The organism is Burkholderia sp. LAS2, from assembly GCF_018417615.1.
Classification (GTDB): domain Bacteria; phylum Pseudomonadota; class Gammaproteobacteria; order Burkholderiales; family Burkholderiaceae; genus Burkholderia; species Burkholderia sola.
Genome location: NZ_CP071052.1, coordinates 1,893,428 through 1,910,017, shown reverse-complemented (window position 1 = coordinate 1,910,017; position 16,590 = coordinate 1,893,428). Strand labels below are relative to the sequence as shown.

General features: G+C 69.5%; 17 protein-coding genes. 5 read left to right on the top strand and 12 right to left on the bottom strand.

What is annotated here, in order from left to right; genetic code table 11:
• Positions 1 to 8 precede the first annotated feature (8 nt).
• Genes JYG37_RS08925 through JYG37_RS08915 form a run of 3 tightly spaced genes read right to left on the bottom strand, consistent with a single transcriptional unit; the run spans position 9 to position 2,542 of the window.
• A complete protein-coding gene (locus JYG37_RS08925; RefSeq protein ID WP_124631695.1) occupies positions 9 to 461 on the bottom strand; it encodes a DoxX family protein in 453 nt (150 codons plus the stop codon).
• 1 nt (position 462) lies between these two features.
• Positions 463 to 2,355 (bottom strand): amidohydrolase, encoded by a 1,893-nt coding sequence (locus tag JYG37_RS08920; protein ID WP_213346029.1) that lies wholly within the window; start codon positions 2,353 to 2,355, stop codon positions 463 to 465.
• A gap of 19 nt (positions 2,356 to 2,374) precedes the next feature.
• Positions 2,375 to 2,542, bottom strand: a complete 168-nt coding sequence (locus JYG37_RS08915) for a DUF1427 family protein (protein WP_050018059.1) — start codon at positions 2,540 to 2,542, stop codon at positions 2,375 to 2,377.
• A gap of 99 nt (positions 2,543 to 2,641) precedes the next feature.
• Between JYG37_RS08915 and JYG37_RS08910 the strand changes: the two genes are divergently transcribed.
• Complete coding sequence (locus JYG37_RS08910; RefSeq protein ID WP_050018058.1) at positions 2,642 to 3,565, top strand: LysR family transcriptional regulator; 924 nt, start codon at positions 2,642 to 2,644, stop codon at positions 3,563 to 3,565.
• Between the two features lie 75 nt (positions 3,566 to 3,640).
• Here JYG37_RS08910 and JYG37_RS08905 read toward each other — a convergent pair whose 3' ends face one another.
• Positions 3,641 to 4,327, bottom strand: coding sequence for a hydrolase (locus JYG37_RS08905; protein ID WP_089488348.1), 687 nt, complete (start codon positions 4,325 to 4,327; stop codon positions 3,641 to 3,643).
• Positions 4,328 to 4,603: 276 nt separating this feature from the next.
• Between JYG37_RS08905 and JYG37_RS08900 the strand changes: the two genes are divergently transcribed.
• Genes JYG37_RS08900 through JYG37_RS08885 form a run of 4 tightly spaced genes read left to right on the top strand, consistent with a single transcriptional unit; the run spans position 4,604 to position 7,834 of the window.
• The gene (locus JYG37_RS08900; RefSeq protein ID WP_050018056.1) at positions 4,604 to 4,864 is read left to right on the top strand and encodes a XapX domain-containing protein; all 261 of its coding nucleotides are present in this window, start codon (positions 4,604 to 4,606) and stop codon (positions 4,862 to 4,864) included.
• A gap of 25 nt (positions 4,865 to 4,889) precedes the next feature.
• Positions 4,890 to 6,467: a cation:proton antiporter gene (locus JYG37_RS08895; protein ID WP_213346028.1), complete on the top strand. Its 1,578-nt coding sequence runs from the start codon at positions 4,890 to 4,892 to the stop codon at positions 6,465 to 6,467.
• 48 nt (positions 6,468 to 6,515) lie between these two features.
• Positions 6,516 to 6,908, top strand: coding sequence for an OsmC family protein (locus tag JYG37_RS08890; protein WP_124595145.1), 393 nt, complete (start codon positions 6,516 to 6,518; stop codon positions 6,906 to 6,908).
• A 44-nt stretch (positions 6,909 to 6,952) separates the two neighbouring features.
• Positions 6,953 to 7,834, top strand: a complete 882-nt coding sequence (locus tag JYG37_RS08885) for a pirin family protein (RefSeq protein ID WP_124631955.1) — start codon at positions 6,953 to 6,955, stop codon at positions 7,832 to 7,834.
• Positions 7,835 to 7,877: 43 nt separating this feature from the next.
• Here JYG37_RS08885 and JYG37_RS08880 read toward each other — a convergent pair whose 3' ends face one another.
• From JYG37_RS08880 to bcsE, 8 genes are all read right to left on the bottom strand, one after another.
• Positions 7,878 to 8,552, bottom strand: coding sequence for a hypothetical protein (locus JYG37_RS08880; protein ID WP_235356323.1), 675 nt, complete (start codon positions 8,550 to 8,552; stop codon positions 7,878 to 7,880).
• 211 nt (positions 8,553 to 8,763) lie between these two features.
• On the bottom strand, positions 8,764 to 9,084 hold the full coding sequence (locus JYG37_RS08875; RefSeq protein ID WP_050018051.1) for a hypothetical protein: 321 nt from the start codon (positions 9,082 to 9,084) through the stop codon (positions 8,764 to 8,766).
• Positions 9,085 to 9,280: 196 nt separating this feature from the next.
• Positions 9,281 to 9,478, bottom strand: a complete 198-nt coding sequence (locus JYG37_RS08870; RefSeq protein WP_050018050.1) for a hypothetical protein — start codon at positions 9,476 to 9,478, stop codon at positions 9,281 to 9,283.
• Positions 9,460 to 11,016, bottom strand: coding sequence for a cellulose biosynthesis protein BcsG (bcsG, locus tag JYG37_RS08865; RefSeq protein WP_213346027.1), 1,557 nt, complete (start codon positions 11,014 to 11,016; stop codon positions 9,460 to 9,462). The genes JYG37_RS08870 and bcsG overlap by 19 nt, the downstream gene beginning before the upstream one ends.
• A gap of 27 nt (positions 11,017 to 11,043) precedes the next feature.
• On the bottom strand, positions 11,044 to 13,581 hold the full coding sequence (gene bcsA, locus JYG37_RS08860) for a UDP-forming cellulose synthase catalytic subunit (protein WP_050018048.1): 2,538 nt from the start codon (positions 13,579 to 13,581) through the stop codon (positions 11,044 to 11,046).
• The gene (bcsQ, locus tag JYG37_RS08855; protein ID WP_089488345.1) at positions 13,578 to 14,357 is read right to left on the bottom strand and encodes a cellulose biosynthesis protein BcsQ; all 780 of its coding nucleotides are present in this window, start codon (positions 14,355 to 14,357) and stop codon (positions 13,578 to 13,580) included. Before bcsQ ends, bcsA begins: the two co-directional genes overlap by 4 nt.
• Positions 14,354 to 14,617, bottom strand: coding sequence for a hypothetical protein (locus tag JYG37_RS08850; protein WP_249746037.1), 264 nt, complete (start codon positions 14,615 to 14,617; stop codon positions 14,354 to 14,356). The genes bcsQ and JYG37_RS08850 overlap by 4 nt, the downstream gene beginning before the upstream one ends.
• Positions 14,614 to 16,581, bottom strand: coding sequence for a cellulose biosynthesis protein BcsE (gene bcsE, locus JYG37_RS08845; RefSeq protein ID WP_050018045.1), 1,968 nt, complete (start codon positions 16,579 to 16,581; stop codon positions 14,614 to 14,616). Before bcsE ends, JYG37_RS08850 begins: the two co-directional genes overlap by 4 nt.
• Positions 16,582 to 16,590 lie beyond the last annotated feature (9 nt).

Sequence of the window (16,590 nt, the reverse complement as noted above, 5' to 3'; positions counted from 1 at the left end):
TTGCATCGTCATCGAATGGAACGGCCATCATCGGCCGATTGCCGCGCATCGTCGAGCACGGTCGCGAGCACGAGTGCCGCGATCAGCCCGAGATGCTCGAAAAAGCTGTTGAGCGCCATGAAGTGTTCGGCACCCGAACGGTTCCAGAAATCGTTCGCCACGACCATCGCGACGAGCGTCAGCATGCCGAGGCTGCCGGCGCCCAGCCACGTGAAACGGCGAAACACCACGCACAGCGAGCCCGCGATCTCGACCGCGATCGCGAGCGCCGCCCACAGTGCGGCCGGCTGCAGGCCGAAATGCGCCTGCTCCGCGACCGCGGCGGGGAAGTCGAGCGCCTTCGCGACGCCGCCGAGCAGATAGGCGGACACCAGCGCGACGCGCGCGAGCGGCAGGACCCATGGTTGCGCGAGCAGCGCGCGGATCCACGCGGGGGTGCGGTAGACGGTGCGCGTCGTCATGTCAGATCGCCCAGCACGAACACCCGAACGCGCCCCAGAAGCCCTTCGCATCCGACGTCGGTAACGTGCTCGCCCATGCGCTCGCGTGCGCATGCTGGTGAAGGTTGCATTCGTTCGCGCAGCCGCACATCGCGGCGGCCGCTGCCGCGCGTTGCAGCGGCGCGCCGTTGCGTTGCGTCGCGCCCCAGCCGCCATAGCCGCCGAACTCGCGCACCGGCGACCAGTCCGGCATCGCCGGCGGAATCGGCGCGTCGTGCGATGCGAACGGCCCCGCGCCCCACACGATCTTCCCGTCGACCACCGTCAGCAACGCGGTCGTGGCGGCGATATCGTCTTCCGCGCACCCGAAGAAATCGCGATCGGGGACCACCAGGTCGGCAAGCTGACCCACCGCGATCCGGCCTTTCTTGCCTTCCTCGTTCGAGAACCACGTCACATACTCGGTCCACATCCGCAGCGCGGTTTCGCGATCGAGCAGGTTGCGCTGCGGATACATGCGCATGCCGCCGACCGTCTTGCCCGTCACGAGCCACGAAAGCGATACCCACGGGTTGTACGACGCGACGCGCGTCGCGTCCGTGCCGGCCGACACCTTGAGCCCCTTCGCGAGCATCTTCGCGACCGGCGGCGTCGCCTCCGCGGCTTGCGCGCCGTAGCGCTCGACGAAGTATTCGCCCTGGTACGCCATCCGGTGCTGCACCGCGATCCCGCCGCCGAGCGCGGCGATCCGGTCCATCGATTGCTCGGTGATCGTTTCCGCGTGATCGAAGAACCAGTTCAGCCCTTCGAGCGGAATGTCCTCGTTGACCTTCTCGAACACGTCGAGCGCGCGGCTGATCGTTTCGTCATAGGTCGCGTGCATGCGCCACGGCCAGCGGTTTTCCGCGAGCACGCGCACGACGCCTTCGAGATCGTCCTCCATCTGCGCGGGCAGGTCCGGACGCGCGACGCGGAAGTCTTCGAAGTCGGCCGCGGAAAACGCCAGCATCTCGCCGGCGCCGTTGTTGCGGAAGTAGTCGGTGCCGTCGTGATACTTGACGCTCTTCGTCCAGTTCACGAAGTCTTCCTTCTCCGCGTTCGGCTTCTGCGTGAACAGGTTGTACGCGATCCGGATCGTCATCTCGCCCGCGTCGTGCAGCTTGCGGATCACTTCGTAATCGTCGGGGTAATTCTGCGAACCGCCGCCCGCGTCGATCACGCCCGTCACGCCGAGCCGGTTCAGCTCTCGCATGAAATGGCGCGTCGAGTTGTATTGATACTCGAACGGCAGCTTCGGCCCCTTCGCGAGCGTCGCGTAGAGGATCGTCGCGTTCGGGTTCGCGAGCAGCAGGCCGGTCGGGTTGCCGGCGGCATCGCGCAGGATCGTGCCGCCCGGCGGCTCCGGCGTGTCCTTCGTGTAGCCGACGACACGCAGCGCGGCCGCGTTCAGCAACGCGCGATCGTACAGGTGCAGGATGAACACCGGCGTGTCCGGCGCGACCGCATTGAGTTCGTCGATCGTCGGCAGTCGCTTCTCCACGAACTGATGTTCTGTGAAGCCGCCGACCACGCGCACCCACTGCGGCGCGGGCGTGATCGCGACCTGCTGCTTGAGCATCTCCATCGCGAGCGCAAGCGACGGCACGCCGTCCCAACGCAGTTCCATGTTGTAGTTCAGTCCGCCACGAATCACGTGGCAGTGGTTGTCGATCAGACCCGGCAGCACGCCGCGGCCGCCGAGATCGACCACCTTCGTCGCGCGGCCCGCGAGCGGCATCACGTCCGCTTCGCTGCCGACGGCGACGAAGCGGCCGTCCTTGATCGCGACGGCGGTCGCGACCGGGTTCGCGCGGTCGAGCGTCGTGATGTGCCCGTTGTGCAGGATCAGATCGGGTCGAGTATCGGTTGCGCTCATTGACATCTCCTCGATGCGGTCAGAAGCCGAGCCAGTGACGAACCGGCGCGATGGCCTGCACGCCGACCAGCATGCCGGCGAGGCCCACCAACGCGATCAGCGGCGGCGCAGGCGAGCGTACCTTGATCACGCTGTACACGACGCCGATCAGCACGCCGGCGCCCAATGAAACTAGATAAGATTCCATAACGATTTCTCCCGGCCGGATTAGAATGATCCGCATCGCATCGGCCGCATGCTACGCTCCCCTCGCATCCGTTTCGCTTCCCTGCCATCCGTTCCGACCATGCAACACCTTCCTGATCTCGAGGCCTGGGCCATCTTCGCGCGCGTCGCGGAGACCGGTTCGTTCGCGAAAGCCGCCGAGCTGCTCGGCGTCTCGCAACCGACCGTGTCGAAAGCGATCGCGCGCCTCGAAAAGCGCCTCGGCGCGATGCTGCTGTACCGCACGTCGCGCAAGCTGTCGCTCACGCCGACCGGCGAACTGCTGCGCGACCGCGCGATCCGCCTGCTCGCCGACGCGGAACTGATCGAGAACGAGGCCACCGCGCAAGCGCTCGAACCGCACGGCCTCGTGCGCGTGAACGCGCCGATGTCGTTCGGGCTGCACCATCTGTCGCCGGTGCTGCCCGCGTTTCTCGAGCGCTATCCGCGCGTCGACATCGATCTCGTGCTCACCGATCACATCGTCGACATCGTATCGGGCGGCTTCGACGTCGCGATCCGCATCGCCGAGTTGAGCGATTCGACGCTGCGCTCGCGTCGCCTCTGCGCGGTGCGCCGGCCGCTCGTCGCGTCGCCCGCGTATCTCGACCGGCGCGGCCGCCCCACGCATCCGCGCGACATCGAACAGCACGTGTGCCTCACGTATACGAACCTGCCGACGCCCGAGCACTGGCGCTTCCGCCATTCGGCATCCGGCGAGGATGTCGGGGTGAACGTGCATGGTCGCATTCGCACGAACAATGCGGACGTGATCCTCCCCGCGCTCGTCGGCGGTCACGGCCTCGCGCTGCAGCCCGAGTTCCTGGTGTGGGACGAACTGCAGCGCGGCGCGCTCGAGGAAGTGATGAGCGACTGGAAGATCGCCGACATCAACGTGAACCTCGTCACGCCGCCCGGCATGCTGCGCGCCGCGCGCGTGACGGTGCTGCTCGATTTCCTCGCCGAACATTTCTCGCGCGCGCCGTGGGCGCTGCCCGCCGCCTGAACGCGTGACGGCCGACGGCACGCGATCGCCGCAGTAACCGTCGCGGCGATCGCGGCGATCGCGGCCGGCGGCCCGTTACTTCGCCGGCACGGCCGGAATCGACTCGTGCGGCGTCGCGGTACGCTGCTGCGCCTTGTGGACCATCGTGTACGCGTAGTCGATGCCCATCCCGTATGCGCCGGAATGCTCCTTGGCGATCGCAACCACGGCATCGTAGGTGTCACGGCGCGCCCAGTCGCGCTGCCATTCGAGCAGAACCTGCTGCCATGTGACCGGCACGACGCCGGCCTGCACCATGCGCTGCATCGCGAAGTCGTGCGCGGCCTGCGACGTGCCGCCCGATGCGTCGGCGACCATGTAGATCTCGTAGTCGCCTTCGAGCATCGCGCACAACGCGAACGTCGTGTTGCAGACTTCGGTCCACAGGCCCGACACGACGACCTTCTTGCGGCCGTTCGCGGCGAGCGCGTCGCGCACCTTCTGGTCGTCCCACGAGTTCATCGACGTGCGTTCGAGCGTCTTCTGGTTCGGGAACACGTCGAGCAGTTCGGGATAGGTGGGGCCCGAGAAGCTCTCGCTTTCGACCGTCGTGATCGTGGTCGGGATGTCGAAGACCTTCGCGGCCTTCGCGAGCCCGACGACGTTGTTCTTCAGCGTCTGGCGATCGATCGACTGCACGCCGAACGCCATCTGTGGCTGCTGATCGATGAAGATCAGCTGGCTGTTCTGCGGCGTCAGTACCTCAAGTTTCGGGTTGCTCATGGCGGATGGGTCCTGTGAACGGAAAAAGGGGCCCGCCTCGACCGTGAAAACGGGAGGCGCCCGGAATGCGTCGGCGCCGGATCGTCATCATCCGGGCCGACACATTTAAGCCGCAAACGCGCGGCGCGAACACCCAAGGAATGGAATCGATCCGATTCCCGAATGGATGTCCGTTCGGGGCCGCCCGCCCTTTTTTTCTTCACGCAAACCCGATACGCTTTCAAGACTCTGACGGCGCCGTTCCGGTGCCGCTCGGCCATCACGAGGCGCACCACCATGAAACCGTATGTCCTGTCGCTGCTCGCCGGCATCCTCGCCGGCGTCATCTACGGCGCGATCGGCGTGAACTCGCCCGCGCCGCCGGTCATCGCGCTCGTCGGCCTGCTCGGCATGCTGGCCGGCGAACAGATCCTGCCCGTCGCGCGGCGCATGCTGTCCGGCCATCGTCTGAACACCGCATGGCGCGATGCGAAGTGCAGCCAGCACATGTTCGGCGCGCTGCCGGGCGGCGCCGCGAACGACCGCAAGCCTTCTTGATCCACCCCATCGCCGCCGGCCACGCATGACCAACGTCGAGCTGTTCCATTACCTGTTGCTGTTGATCTGCGGCGCGGGCGCCCTCACCTGGCTCGCCGAGCGAATCTCGATTCCGCCGGCCGTCGTGCTGCTGCTCGGCGGCTGCGTGGTCGCCGTCGCCGGCAAGCGCGTGCCCGACATGGACCCGGCGCTGCTGCTCGCGGCCGTGCTGCCGCCGCTGCTGATGTCGAGCGGGTTCTATACCGCCTGGAAGGAATTCCGGCAGGAGCTCGCCTCGATCGCGTCGCTCGCGCTCGGGGCCGTGGCGTTCACGACCGTCGCGGTCGCGCTCGCCGTGCATGCGGCGAATCCCGCGCTGCCGTGGGCCGCGTGCTTCACGCTCGGCGCGATCGTGTCGCCGCCCGACGCGGTCGCCGCGAAGGCGATCCTGCAGCGCCACCCGCTGCCCGCGCGGCTCGTCGCGGTGCTGGAAGGCGAAAGCCTCGTCAACGACGCATCGGGCCTGCTGCTGTACCAGATGGCCGTGTCGGCCGCGCTCGCCGTATCGATCACGGCGGCGAGCGCGACCGGCCTGTTCTTCTCGCTCACGCTGATCGGCATCGCGGTCGGCCTCGCGTGCGGCCATGCGATGTGCTGGGTGCTGCAACGCCTGCGCGAGCCGATGCTCGGCATCGTCGTGACGTTCGCGATGGCATGGGGCAGCTACGGGATCGCGGAAGCCGTCCACGGCTCCGGCGTGCTGTCGGTCGTCACCTGCGGCCTCGTGCTCGGCGTGCGCCAGCATCGCGTGTTCGGCGCCGACATGCGGATCAAGGCGAAGGCGACGTGGGAGGCGATCGTGTTCGTGCTCGACGCGCTCGTGTTCATCCTGATCGGCCTCGCGCTGCACGCGATCCTCGCGGGCGTGAACCACGAAGGCGCGGTGCTGATGGCCGGCCTGCGGGTCGCGCTGCCGGCGACGGCCGCCGCGATCGGCGCGCGCATCGTGTGGGTTCGTCGCGATGTGGCTGCCGGGCCGCCTGCGCGCGCGGCGCGCGGCCGCGCGGCGTGGTCGTGGCGCGAAGCCGTCGTGCTCGGCTGGTCGGGCATGCGCGGCGTCGTGAGCCTCGCGGCCGCGATCGCGCTGCCGGCCAATTTCCCGGGCCGCGACCTGATCCTGTTCAGCACGTTCCTGCTGATCATCGCGACGCTCGTCGTGCAGGGCGGCACGCTCGCGCCGCTGATCCGCGTGCTGAAACTGCGCCCGGCCGCGCGCCGCACGATGTCCGAACACGCGGTGCGCGCGCACACGTTCGGCGCGGCGCTTGCCGAGCTCGACGCGCGCGAGCAGCGCGGCGCCGGCCTCGAACGCGCATCGCTCGACCGGCTGCTGACCGAATACCGCAGCCGCGTCGCGTTCAACGAACGCGCGCACCGCGACGGCGCGGAGCCCGCGGACGTGCGCGCGCGGATGCTGCGCGTCGAGCTCGAACTCGTCGGCGTGTCGCGCGACGCGCTGCTCGGCCTGCATCGCGACGGCCGGGTCGACGACGCGGTGCTGCACCGCATAGAATCCGAACTGGATTTCGAGGAGCTGCGGCTGCAGCGCCTGCTCGAACCCTGACGTCCGGCCTGCCGGCAGGCCCGCCCCCTTTCCCCACCTGGAATTTCAATGAGCGAACTCACCGTCGAAGCGAGCATCGGCCCGGTCGATTACCTCGTCCACTTCACCGACGGCGTCCACCAGTGGCGCGCCGACGAACCCGCGTCGCTCGGCGGCGGCGATACGGCGCCGACGCCCGTCGCGCTGCTGCTGTCGAGCCTCGGCGCGTGCACCGCGATCACGCTGAAGATGGTTGCGCAACGAAAAGGCTGGCCGCTCGACGAAGTCCACGTGAAGCTCGCGCACGAATCGGGCAGCGCGGGCAGCACGATCGTGCGCCGCATCACGCTCGACGGCAACCTGACCGACGAGCAGCGTGAACGCCTGCTGCAGATCGCGAACGCGTGCCCGGTGCACAAGATCCTCACGCACCCGATCGCGATCGACACGGCGATCGCCTGAGTACCTCCCGTCACCGCCACCGCCCCCGTCACGAGATTCCCGTCATGTCCGCCTCGATCAAGACCCTGCTCACGCCGCGCGAAAGCGACATCGGCAACCTCGTCGTGCGCCGCGTGCTGCCCGCGCGCGCCGCGCGCCTCGTCGGCCCGTTCATCTTCTTCGACGAGATGGGCCCGGCCATGCTGCCGGCCGGCCGCGGCATCGACGTGCTGCCGCATCCGCACATCGGGCTCGCGACCGTCACCTACCTGTTCGACGGCTCGCTGATGCATCACGACAGCCTCGGCTTCCGGCAGAAGATCGTGCCGGGCGACGTGAACTGGATGACGGCCGGCCGCGGCATCGTGCATTCGGAGCGCTCGCCCGACGAGGATCGGCCGCGCGAGCAGCCGGTGCACGGGATCCAGACCTGGGTCGCGCTGCCGGTCGAGCACGAAGACACCACGCCCGCGTTCGTTCACCATGCGGCCGACACGCTGCCGTCGTTCACGCGCGACGGCGTGACCGTGCGCGTGATCGCGGGCACCGCGTTCGGGCACGCGTCGCCGGTCGCCGTGTTCTCGCCGACGCTCTATGCGTATGCGGAATTCGCACCGGGCGGGCAGCTCGCGCTCGATGCGGAGCACGACGAACGCGGCGTATATCTCGTCGACGGCGACCTCGGCATCGACGGCACGCCGCTCGCCCCCGCGACGATGGCCGTGCTCGAACCGGGCGCGACCGTCGCGCTGGCCAGCACGAACGGCGCACGCGTGATGCTGCTCGGCGGCGCGCACCTGCCGGGCGAGCGTTTCATCGAATGGAATTTCGTGTCGAGCGAACGCGCGAAGATCGATGCGGCGCGTGCCGCGTGGGCCGATCAGACGTTCGGCAAGGTGCCGGGCGAAGAAAACGAATGGACGCGGCAGCCGGAACGCAAGGCATGACGCCACGCGCAACGGGCGGCCACGGCCGCCCGGCGATGCGCGCTCAGCATGGCACGAGGCCCACGACCCCGCCACCCGACTGCGTACACCAGCGCTGTTCCTGCCGAGGCTGCGCCTGCGCTTGCGGCGGCGAGTACGGCACGGCCCTCGCCATGGCAAGCGCGTTGGCCAACGCTTTGGACTCTACCTGCCGCTGTTGCTCGATCGACGCGCGCTGCGCGTCGTCCGCCTGCTTCGTCAGCGCAACCAGCCTCGCATACCGGGGATCGCGCGCGTCCTGGAATGGCGGCAGCGGCGGCGGCACCGGCACGGCAGGCGCGGTGCCTCGGTAGCGGGGGATCGACATCTTCGAGGTCTTCCCCCAGATCGCCGCCTCGCCGATATCCCACATCGCCACCCGCATCTCGAGCGCGTGTTCATAGCCGCGATCGACCTCGGCCGTCGTGGGCGTGCCCGTCGGCGCGGGAAGCGGCTGCAGCGACGGCGGCAGCGGCTGCAGCGACGGATGGACGAGCCGCACCCAGCTCACGGCGGCCACCGAGTATTGATACAGGACGCGCTGGTAAGCGTCGAGTATTCTGGCGCGACTGTCGGGCGTGGAGGCCTGGGCGCTCGACACCAGCGCGATGAACGACGTCAGCGTCTGGGTATAGCGTGCGCCGTCTTCCTTCTGCGCCGCCACGCGTTCCGGCTGCGGGCCGGACGATGCGTTCAACATCCCTGCGCACCCCGACAGCGCGGCGACCATGGCCGCGCACAGCCCTGCCGTTCGAAACGCGATCCGAATGTGATACGACATGGCAGCCCCCAACCGATACGAGACAAACACCCAATGAATCTGCGGTGACCGGCACCGGCAGCTGCGACGCGGATCGCCGGACCGCCCTGGCGACGGCGCCGGTCAGAGCCCGACCGTACGACCTTTACGTTCAAGAGAACGGGCCGCCCTGACGCGGCTGCCCCTTGCGATTGCAAACCGGCGGGTTCGTCATGCCGAAAGACAGCAGATTGCCGCCGTTGATCGTGCACGCGAACTCCTTGCCGTCCCTGGCTTTCAGGTTGACGTAGGTATTCGTCCCTTCGGTGCGGCGATTGACGATGACGAGTTCATCGGGCGAGTACCCCAGCGTGCCGGCCGTACTGGACTTGATCTTGTCGTCGGTCAGCATGTTGGTGCTGCCGGCGATACCCGCGCAGCCGGACACCAGCAATACCGTCAGCCCGACGAGAATAGCGCTTGCCGAACGCATAAACCCTCCATTATTTGACTTTTATCGTCCATTTATCGAATAAACATACGCGCTGCTCGCGCGGCTATTCGATGGAATAGCCGAAACAGCCTGGAACGTATGCCCGATGGACTTCACCAAATGATATAGACCGGTCTAGTTTCGTGTCAACCACGCCTGATTAAAATCGGGGATCTCCCGCCGGGCCGCTGTTCCTTCAGGCCTTCAATCCCATCAGCTTCGCGAGCGTCGGCCAGCGATCGAGCGACGCGTCGAACGCGCGACGCGCCTGTTCGTCGACGTAGCGCTCGGGATCGAGCGCGGGCAGATGCCGCGCGAGGCCGATCACGTCGTTCGGTTGCGACAGGCGATCGTCGTCGCCTTCGCCGGAAATCGTCACTGTTCGTCGATCCATACGCCGTCCGGAGTTTTCACCGCGTAACCCGCGGCCGTCTGCATCGTCACCGTGCCCTCGTTCTCGCCGATCATCCGCGTGCGCGGCAAATCGGCCGCGTATTGCGCGAGCGTCGCGCCCGGCTTGAACGGGCTGTTCGACACGAGATTCGACAGCAACTGCGCGAGCGCGAGGAAACTGGTCGGCTGGTCGATCACGGTCGTCGCGCCGTGGTTGCCCGTGAAGCCGACGAGCCGCACGCCGACCGGCCCGTGCACGATGCGCGGCGTCGGAATCTCGCGCAGCCCCGCGACCTGGTTCTTGTCGCCGCGCAACGCGGCGCCGTGCTCGGGCACGAACACGATCACCGCACGGCGGCCCGATTGCGCGATCAGGTCGGCGAGACGGTCGAAGTCGGTCATCATATTCGTCGCGCGCTGCGGGTACGAGTCGATGCTCGTCAGCGCGCTGCCGACGACACGGTTGCCGTCGTGCAGGCTGATCGTGTTGTAGTACAGCGCGACCGGCCCCGGCACCGCCGCGCGCTGCGCGTACCAGTTCGCGAGCGTCGAGTAGTCGTCCTTGATCGCCGACCCGTCGAACGCATGCATCGCGACCGGCGCGGCCGCGTTCGAGATCATCGGCGCATCGGCCACGCCGATGTTGTCGTGGATCACCTGCAGGAAATTGTCGAAATGGCCGTCGTGGTTCAGCAGCGACTGCACCGTGTAGCCGGCGCCCGCCAGTTGCGAGAACAGATGGCACTGCTGCGGCGCGCTCTTGTACAGGTCCGCATGCGCTTCCTGCCCGCAGCTCGCGCGCAGCACGCGGATCGCCGCCGGGCCGCTGTAGCTCGCGGCCGTGCTGAAGTTCGTGAACAGGTAGTCGAAGTGGCTCAGCATCGGATGGTTGCGCACCTTCGCCGCATCGAGGTCGTCCCACGATAGCGAGCAGATGTGCAGCACGATCACGTCGAACTGCGCGGCCGGATCGCTGCCGAGATGGCCGAACGCGACCTGCCGCTGCGACTCCTGCGCGCGGAACGTCGCGAGCGCCGCGTTGTGATCCTCAGGCTGGTCGACGCGCGTGGCGCCCGCCGCGTTCGCCTGCGGCTGCGCCGGCGCGGCGACGCGCGCCATCAGCCCGCTGCCGGCCTGCCACAGCGGCATCACGATCAGCACGGCCACCACGAACGTCGCGACGCGCAGCCAGCGATTGACGATGAAATAGACGATCAGCACGCCGACGATCGTCAGCGCCAGCACGGGCGGCAGCAGCCGCGGCAACAGCTCCATCCAGTAGTCGAGACGGAACGTGCTGACCTCGCGCGCGGCCTCCGCGAGACGGGCGAGCGGCGGCGCATGCAGCTCGCGCGCGAGCAGCGGCACCGCGATCGCGATCGCCACGACCTGCCGGACGATGCGCCACGCGCGCGACCGGATCGGCGCGCTCGCCACGAGCGCCACCGCGAACGCGAGGTTCGCGAGCCAGAACGGCTGCAGGCGCCCGGTCGCGAACAGCGCGAACTTCAGGATGAAATACAGATTCCAGAACGTCATCTAACCCACTCCATGATGCGCGCCGCGTCAGTCGCGCGCGCGATCGAGTTTCGGCGCGAGCATGGCCTGCACGCCGCGCGCCGCACCCTTCCACATTCGTACATAACCGTCCAGCCCGATCCGCAGCACTTCCTTGAGCCCGCCGAGCGGCGTGTCGGGCCGCGCGCTTTCGTGCCAGTCGAGCCACGCATCCGCGCGGCCGAACGTGCATTGCACGAGCTGGCGCTCCTGCTCGAGCGTCAGTTCCTCGAAGCTCACGCCGACATGGGTCGGCGTCGCACGGGTCACGCGCACCGGGAACGGAAACGCGCGGTCGCCCCGCGTCACGCACACCGTCAGCGTGTCGCCGACGGCGAGCGGCAGCCCCGGCACCGCTTCGAGCCCGAGGCCGCCGGTCGAGTAGTCGCTCGTGAAGCACGCGGCGGTCGAGCCGTCGGCGAGCAGCAGCATCGCCGGCACGCGCATCGCGATCCGATGCGTGACGCGCACCTGCCTGGTCTCGCGCGCGACGGCCAGCGCCGCGCCGAGCATCGCGAGGTTGTAGACGGTCCAGCCGAGCGTGATCAGGATCGTCGACGCCTCGTCGCCCTGGTCGGCCACGAGCCGCCACAGGCCGGCGACGATCGCGAGCACGTTCAGCGCGAACAGCACGAGATACGGTTTCGACGTCGACCAGTCGACGTAGCCTTCGTCGATCTTGCCGCCCTTGTCGGTCACGTTGAACTTGCCGTGCTTCGGGCTGAAGAACGCGACGGTGGTCGGCAGCGCGATGTACCACGCGAGCACCGATTCGTAGACCTCGGCCCAGAACGAATGACGGTAGCGCCCCTGCATCCGCGAGTTCGCGACGTTCGCGAGCACGAGATACGGGATCACGTAGCTCGCGAGCGCGAACGACGACGCGTTGATGAAGTACAGGTGGAAGAACAGGTACGCGAGCGGGATCGTCAGGAATACCAGCCGCGGAATCCCGTAGAAGAAATGCAGCATCGCGTTGCCGTAGCAGATCCGCTGGATGAAGCCGAGCCCGCGCCCGAGGAACGGGTTGTCGATCCGGAAGATCTGCGCCATCCCGCGCGCCCAGCGCGTGCGCTGCTTCACGTGGCCGGCGAGGCTTTCGGTCGCGAGGCCGGCCGCCTGCACGGTCGGCAGGTACGCCGACGTATAGCCGCGCCGATGCAGCTTGAGCGCGGTGTGCGCGTCCTCGGTCACGGTCTCGACCGCGACGCCGCCCACCTCCTCCAGCGCGCTGCGCTTGAGCACCGCGCACGATCCGCAGAAGAACGTCGCGTTCCACAGGTCGTTGCCCGACTGCACGAGACCGTAGAACAGGTTGCCCTCGTTCGGGACCTCGCGGAACGTGCCGAGATTGCGCTCGAACGGATCGGGCGAGAAGAAATGGTGCGGCGTCTGCACGAGCGCGCATTTCGGGTCGCGCAGGAACACGCCCATCGTCGTCTGCAGGAACGAGCGCGTCGGCACGTGATCGCAGTCGAAGATCGCGATGTAGTCGCCATGCGTCTTCGGCAGCGCGCGGTTGATGTTGCCGGCCTTCGCGTGCAGGTTGTCGTCGCGCGTCAGGTAGTCGATGCCGGCCTCGGCCGCGAATGCCGCGAACTCGGGGCGCCGGCCGTCGTCGAGCAGGTACACGCGCAGCTTCGCGCTCGGCCAGTCGATGCTCTGCGCGGCGAACACGGTCGGCTTCACGACCGACAGCGGCTCGTTGTAGGTCGGGATATAGACGTCGACGGTCGGCCAGGTGTCCGGATCGTCGGGCAGCGGCACGATCGGCCGGTCGAGCGGCCACGCGGTCTGCACGAAGCCGAGCAGCAGGATCATCCACGTATAGGCTTCGGCGCCGTACAGCAGGTAGCCGGCGACGGCCTCGACCGGGCTGCGGAAGTCGAGCGTCTGCGTCGTGCGCCACCACACGTAGCGCAGCGTGGCCAGCAGCGCGAGCGACGCGAGCGCGAGGGTCGGCAGATGGCCCGGCAGGCGGCGCAGCGCGAGCGCGAGCACCGCGACGATCGCGAAGAACGCGAACTGCGCGCCGGGCATCAGCGGCGACATCCCGGCCGCGGCCCACAGCACCGCGCCGGCGACGAGCAGCAGCGGCGCGAGCCACGGGCGCCGGCCGACGCCGTTCGCGCGCGCATCGAGCCAGCCGCCCCAGCGCCCCCACGGCAGGCGCTCGAGCAGCGCATTGAGGCGTCGGCCGACCGCACGGCCGGCCACATAGACGGGCACGACGAACGTATCGAACCACGCGAGCGGATCGCGCGCGGGCCGGCCGTCGGCCGCGCGCGGCGCGCGCACGATCGCGCGCCACAGCCATTCGCGCACGCTGAGCGGCTGCAGCACGCCCCAGTCGTACGCGAGCCGCAGGAACGCGACGCGCACCCAGCGGCGCACATGATCGGGGCGGCCGGGCGGCGGTGCGTGGAAGAACAGCCGCACGAACCAGTCCACCCGCGTGCGTTCCGCCGGCAGCCCGATGCCGCGCGCGCACCAGTCGGCCGCGCGACGGCCGAACGCGCGCAGTCGCGACGCGAGCGCGGCCTTCATCGCACGCCTCCCGCGCGGCCGGCGACGGCCGCCGTCAGCCACGTGTCGACCCAGTTCGCGACGCCGTTCAGGTCGTGCGACGCCTGCGAATACGGCGCATCGTCGAAGATCCAGCTGCCGCGCGCGAGCGCTTCGGGCACCGCCGCGTCGACGTGGATGCGCTGCTCGAGCATCGACGCCGGCCCCGCGACCGCGCGCAGCATCGCCAGCGCGTCGCGCTGCATGTCGCGCGCCGGGTTCAGCCGGTTCACGACGATCTGCAGTTCGCCGCGGCCGGCCCGCAGCGCGCCGAGCCGCGCGGCCGTCGTCGCGCACGCGACCGGCTCCGGCGGCACGACGACGAGCGTCAGGTCCGCGCGGCGAATCGCCTGCTCGGCCTGCGGCGACGGATAGCGCGCGGTGTCGACCAGCACGACGCCGTCGGCCGGCAGCGCGATCTCGTCGAGCGCGCGCGACAGCCAGGCCGGATCGGCAGCGAGCCGCGCATCGCACGCGGCGGCGCCGGCCGCATCGACCTGCCCGTACGGCACGAACAGCACGCCGTCGGCGTTGCGCCACGTGTGCGCGTGCCACGGTTCGGCGCCGCCGAGCAGGCCGTGCGCGAGACCGTGTTCGGCCAGCGTATCGAGGCCGAGCGTCGCGCCCATCAGGTTCTGTGCATCGAATTCGACGGCGACGACCGGCCGGCCGCGGCGCGCGAGCAGCACCGCGAGCGCGGCGGCCAGCGTCGTGCGGCCCGCGCCGCCCGTCGTCGACGTGAGGGCGATCGTCTTCATCGTGCCGCCTTGCTGTCGCGTTCGTGGCGTTCGTGGCGTTCGTGGCGTTCGTGGCGTTCGTCGGCTTCTTCGCCGCCGACATCCGGCAGCAGGCGGCCGCGCAGCGCGACCGGCACGAGTTCGCACGGCACCGCGTCGCGCCGGTCGATGCCGCGCGGCGCGTGGAAGCCGCGGCCGATGCCCAGGTGCTGCGCGACGATCCACACCGGCACCGCGATCGCGACACCGACGATGAAGCCGATGACGAGTTCGGCGATCATGCGTCCTCCTGCTTGCGCAGCGGCATCGCGCTGCGGACGGCGCCGCGCGCACGCGCGGCGGGAATGACGGGTTGCGGCGGCGACGCGTCGACGGCGTCGATGGCGCCGGACGCGGATGCCTGCGGCACGCCGATCGCGTCGAGCGCGATGACGGTATCGATCGCCTCGATCGCGTCGCTCACCTCGCTCGCGTCGGGCAACGCCGTGCCGGGACCAGCCGGCGCAGGCGCCGCGCGCGCGGCGGCGGCCGGTTGCGGCGCCGCGAACAGGTCGCTGTAGTCGGCGATCGGCGCGCGCCGGTTCTCGGCCTTCAGCGCGTCGAGCTCGGTGTCGATGCTGCCCTGGCCGAGGCACACGACGCGATCGGACAGCGTATCGACCGGCACGTCGAAGATCCGCGCGAGCGCATCGTCGGCGTCCACTGGCTCGCAAGCGAACAGGAACACGAACAGATGCCCTGCATCGGCCGTCACGACGTCGCCCGCGCGGCGCGGCCGGCAGTGCCGCAGCGCGTCGACGTGCGACACGCCCGGCAGCAGCGTGAGCTTCGCGAGCGTGTGCGGCAGCGCGAGCACCGCGCCGCGGTCGAGCACCGCGCGAATCCGCTGGCAGAACGTGCCGACCGGCAGATAGCCGAGCACCGAATCGCCGAGCGCGGCCGCGAGCGCCGCGCGATAGTCGGCCGCGACGGGCCGCGCGTAGAGCTGGCCGCGCAGCGCATGCACGGCGGCCTGCATCCGCGAGACGGGCAAGTCGCGCGCGACGACGCGGTTCGCGCCGACGCTCAGCACGAGCACCTCGAACTGGTGGCGCAGCACCTCGCCACGCTCGACGACCGCGATCTTCAGCGCGCCGCCGCACTGCCGGCGCAGCGCGTGCACGTCCGCGCACAGCGCTTCGAGCTGCGCATGCGAGCGGAACACGAGCACCGCGGTCGCGGCCTGCGCGTCCGCGCACGCGGCGACGACGGCCGCGTTGTCGTCGACGATCTCCCAGCCGTCCGGCACGCGGCTCGCGCCGTCGAGCACCGCGCGGCTGACCACCACGCGATCCTCGTCGCTCGCGAGCTTCATCCGGCGCGCCGGTTCGGTCGCGCCGCCATCGACGCTCGCCGACAGCCGGCCGCCCGGCGCAAAGCGCAGCGGGCGCACCTCGCCGGCCGCGAGCGTGTCGCCCGCGCGCCAGAAATCGACGACCCACAGCAGCTCGCCGTGCGTGCGCTGCAACTGCGCGACGCCCGAGCAGATCCCGTGGAAGCCGCTGCGCGGCGTACGATCCGCGTCGCGCACGAGCGGCGCATCGTCGGCGCGCGCGTCGTCGCCCGCCCGGGTCGCTTCGGGATCGAGCAGCAGCACGAGCGCGATCCGGCGCGTGCGGCACCAGTCGGCCAGCGCGTGCGCTTCATCCGCGAGCGCAACCGGATCGTCCCAACTGAACCAGCGCTGCGCACCTTCGACGAAATACAGCGAACGGGCATGCAGCCCGTAGCGCTTCATCGCGCGCAAGCCGCCGGTCAGCCGCGCGAACGGGCCCGGCGCCACGCCGCGCGGCGCAGCGGCGATCACACCGGCGTCGGCCGGCTCGGCCGCCGGCGGCATCGCCAGCACGTTCAGGTTGCGCGGCCAGCCGGCCGGCTGCGCGCCGCCCGCGAAGCCGAGCGATGCCATTTGCGCGGCGACGCGCGCCGGATCGCGCGCGAGCACGATCGTGACGTCGCGCGTGCGCGCCTGGCGCGCGCTTTCCCACACCAGCGCGTCGCATCCCGGCGTGCCGCCGGCCGCGTAGATCGCGTAAAGACCGCCGGCCTCCAGTTGCGTCCAGGTATCGGGCAGGCCGTCGATCGCGAGCCGGCTCAATGCGCCGGCGCGGCCGCGCGCCGACCCCACACGCAGCAGCGCGCGCAGGCGATCGACCAGGCTGACAGCGCCGGACGCGGAGCGGGTGGCATCGAATTCCGTATTCACGGCAGTCCC

Bases quoted from the DNA above. Each gene is read 5' to 3' on its own strand.
- JYG37_RS08875 (WP_050018051.1), bottom strand. From the start codon at position 9,084: ATGCGTTCGGCAAGCGCTATTCTCGTCGGGCTGACGGTATTGCTGGTG.
- JYG37_RS08920 (WP_213346029.1), bottom strand. From the start codon at position 2,355: ATGAGCGCAACCGATACTCGACCCGATCTGATCCTGCACAACGGGCAC.
- JYG37_RS08900 (WP_050018056.1), top strand. From the start codon at position 4,604: ATGAAACCGTATGTCCTGTCGCTGCTCGCCGGCATCCTCGCCGGCGTC.
- bcsA (WP_050018048.1), bottom strand. From the start codon at position 13,581: ATGAAGGCCGCGCTCGCGTCGCGACTGCGCGCGTTCGGCCGTCGCGCG.
- JYG37_RS08880 (WP_235356323.1), bottom strand. From the start codon at position 8,552: ATGTTGAACGCATCGTCCGGCCCGCAGCCGGAACGCGTGGCGGCGCAG.
- JYG37_RS08850 (WP_249746037.1), bottom strand. From the start codon at position 14,617: ATGATCGCCGAACTCGTCATCGGCTTCATCGTCGGTGTCGCGATCGCG.
- JYG37_RS08885 (WP_124631955.1), top strand. From the start codon at position 6,953: ATGTCCGCCTCGATCAAGACCCTGCTCACGCCGCGCGAAAGCGACATC.
- JYG37_RS08905 (WP_089488348.1), bottom strand. From the start codon at position 4,327: ATGAGCAACCCGAAACTTGAGGTACTGACGCCGCAGAACAGCCAGCTG.
- JYG37_RS08895 (WP_213346028.1), top strand. From the start codon at position 4,890: ATGACCAACGTCGAGCTGTTCCATTACCTGTTGCTGTTGATCTGCGGC.
- bcsQ (WP_089488345.1), bottom strand. From the start codon at position 14,357: ATGAAGACGATCGCCCTCACGTCGACGACGGGCGGCGCGGGCCGCACG.
- bcsG (WP_213346027.1), bottom strand. From the start codon at position 11,016: ATGACGTTCTGGAATCTGTATTTCATCCTGAAGTTCGCGCTGTTCGCG.
- JYG37_RS08890 (WP_124595145.1), top strand. From the start codon at position 6,516: ATGAGCGAACTCACCGTCGAAGCGAGCATCGGCCCGGTCGATTACCTC.
- JYG37_RS08910 (WP_050018058.1), top strand. From the start codon at position 2,642: ATGCAACACCTTCCTGATCTCGAGGCCTGGGCCATCTTCGCGCGCGTC.
- JYG37_RS08925 (WP_124631695.1), bottom strand. From the start codon at position 461: ATGACGACGCGCACCGTCTACCGCACCCCCGCGTGGATCCGCGCGCTG.
- JYG37_RS08870 (WP_050018050.1), bottom strand. From the start codon at position 9,478: ATGGATCGACGAACAGTGACGATTTCCGGCGAAGGCGACGACGATCGC.
- JYG37_RS08915 (WP_050018059.1), bottom strand. From the start codon at position 2,542: ATGGAATCTTATCTAGTTTCATTGGGCGCCGGCGTGCTGATCGGCGTC.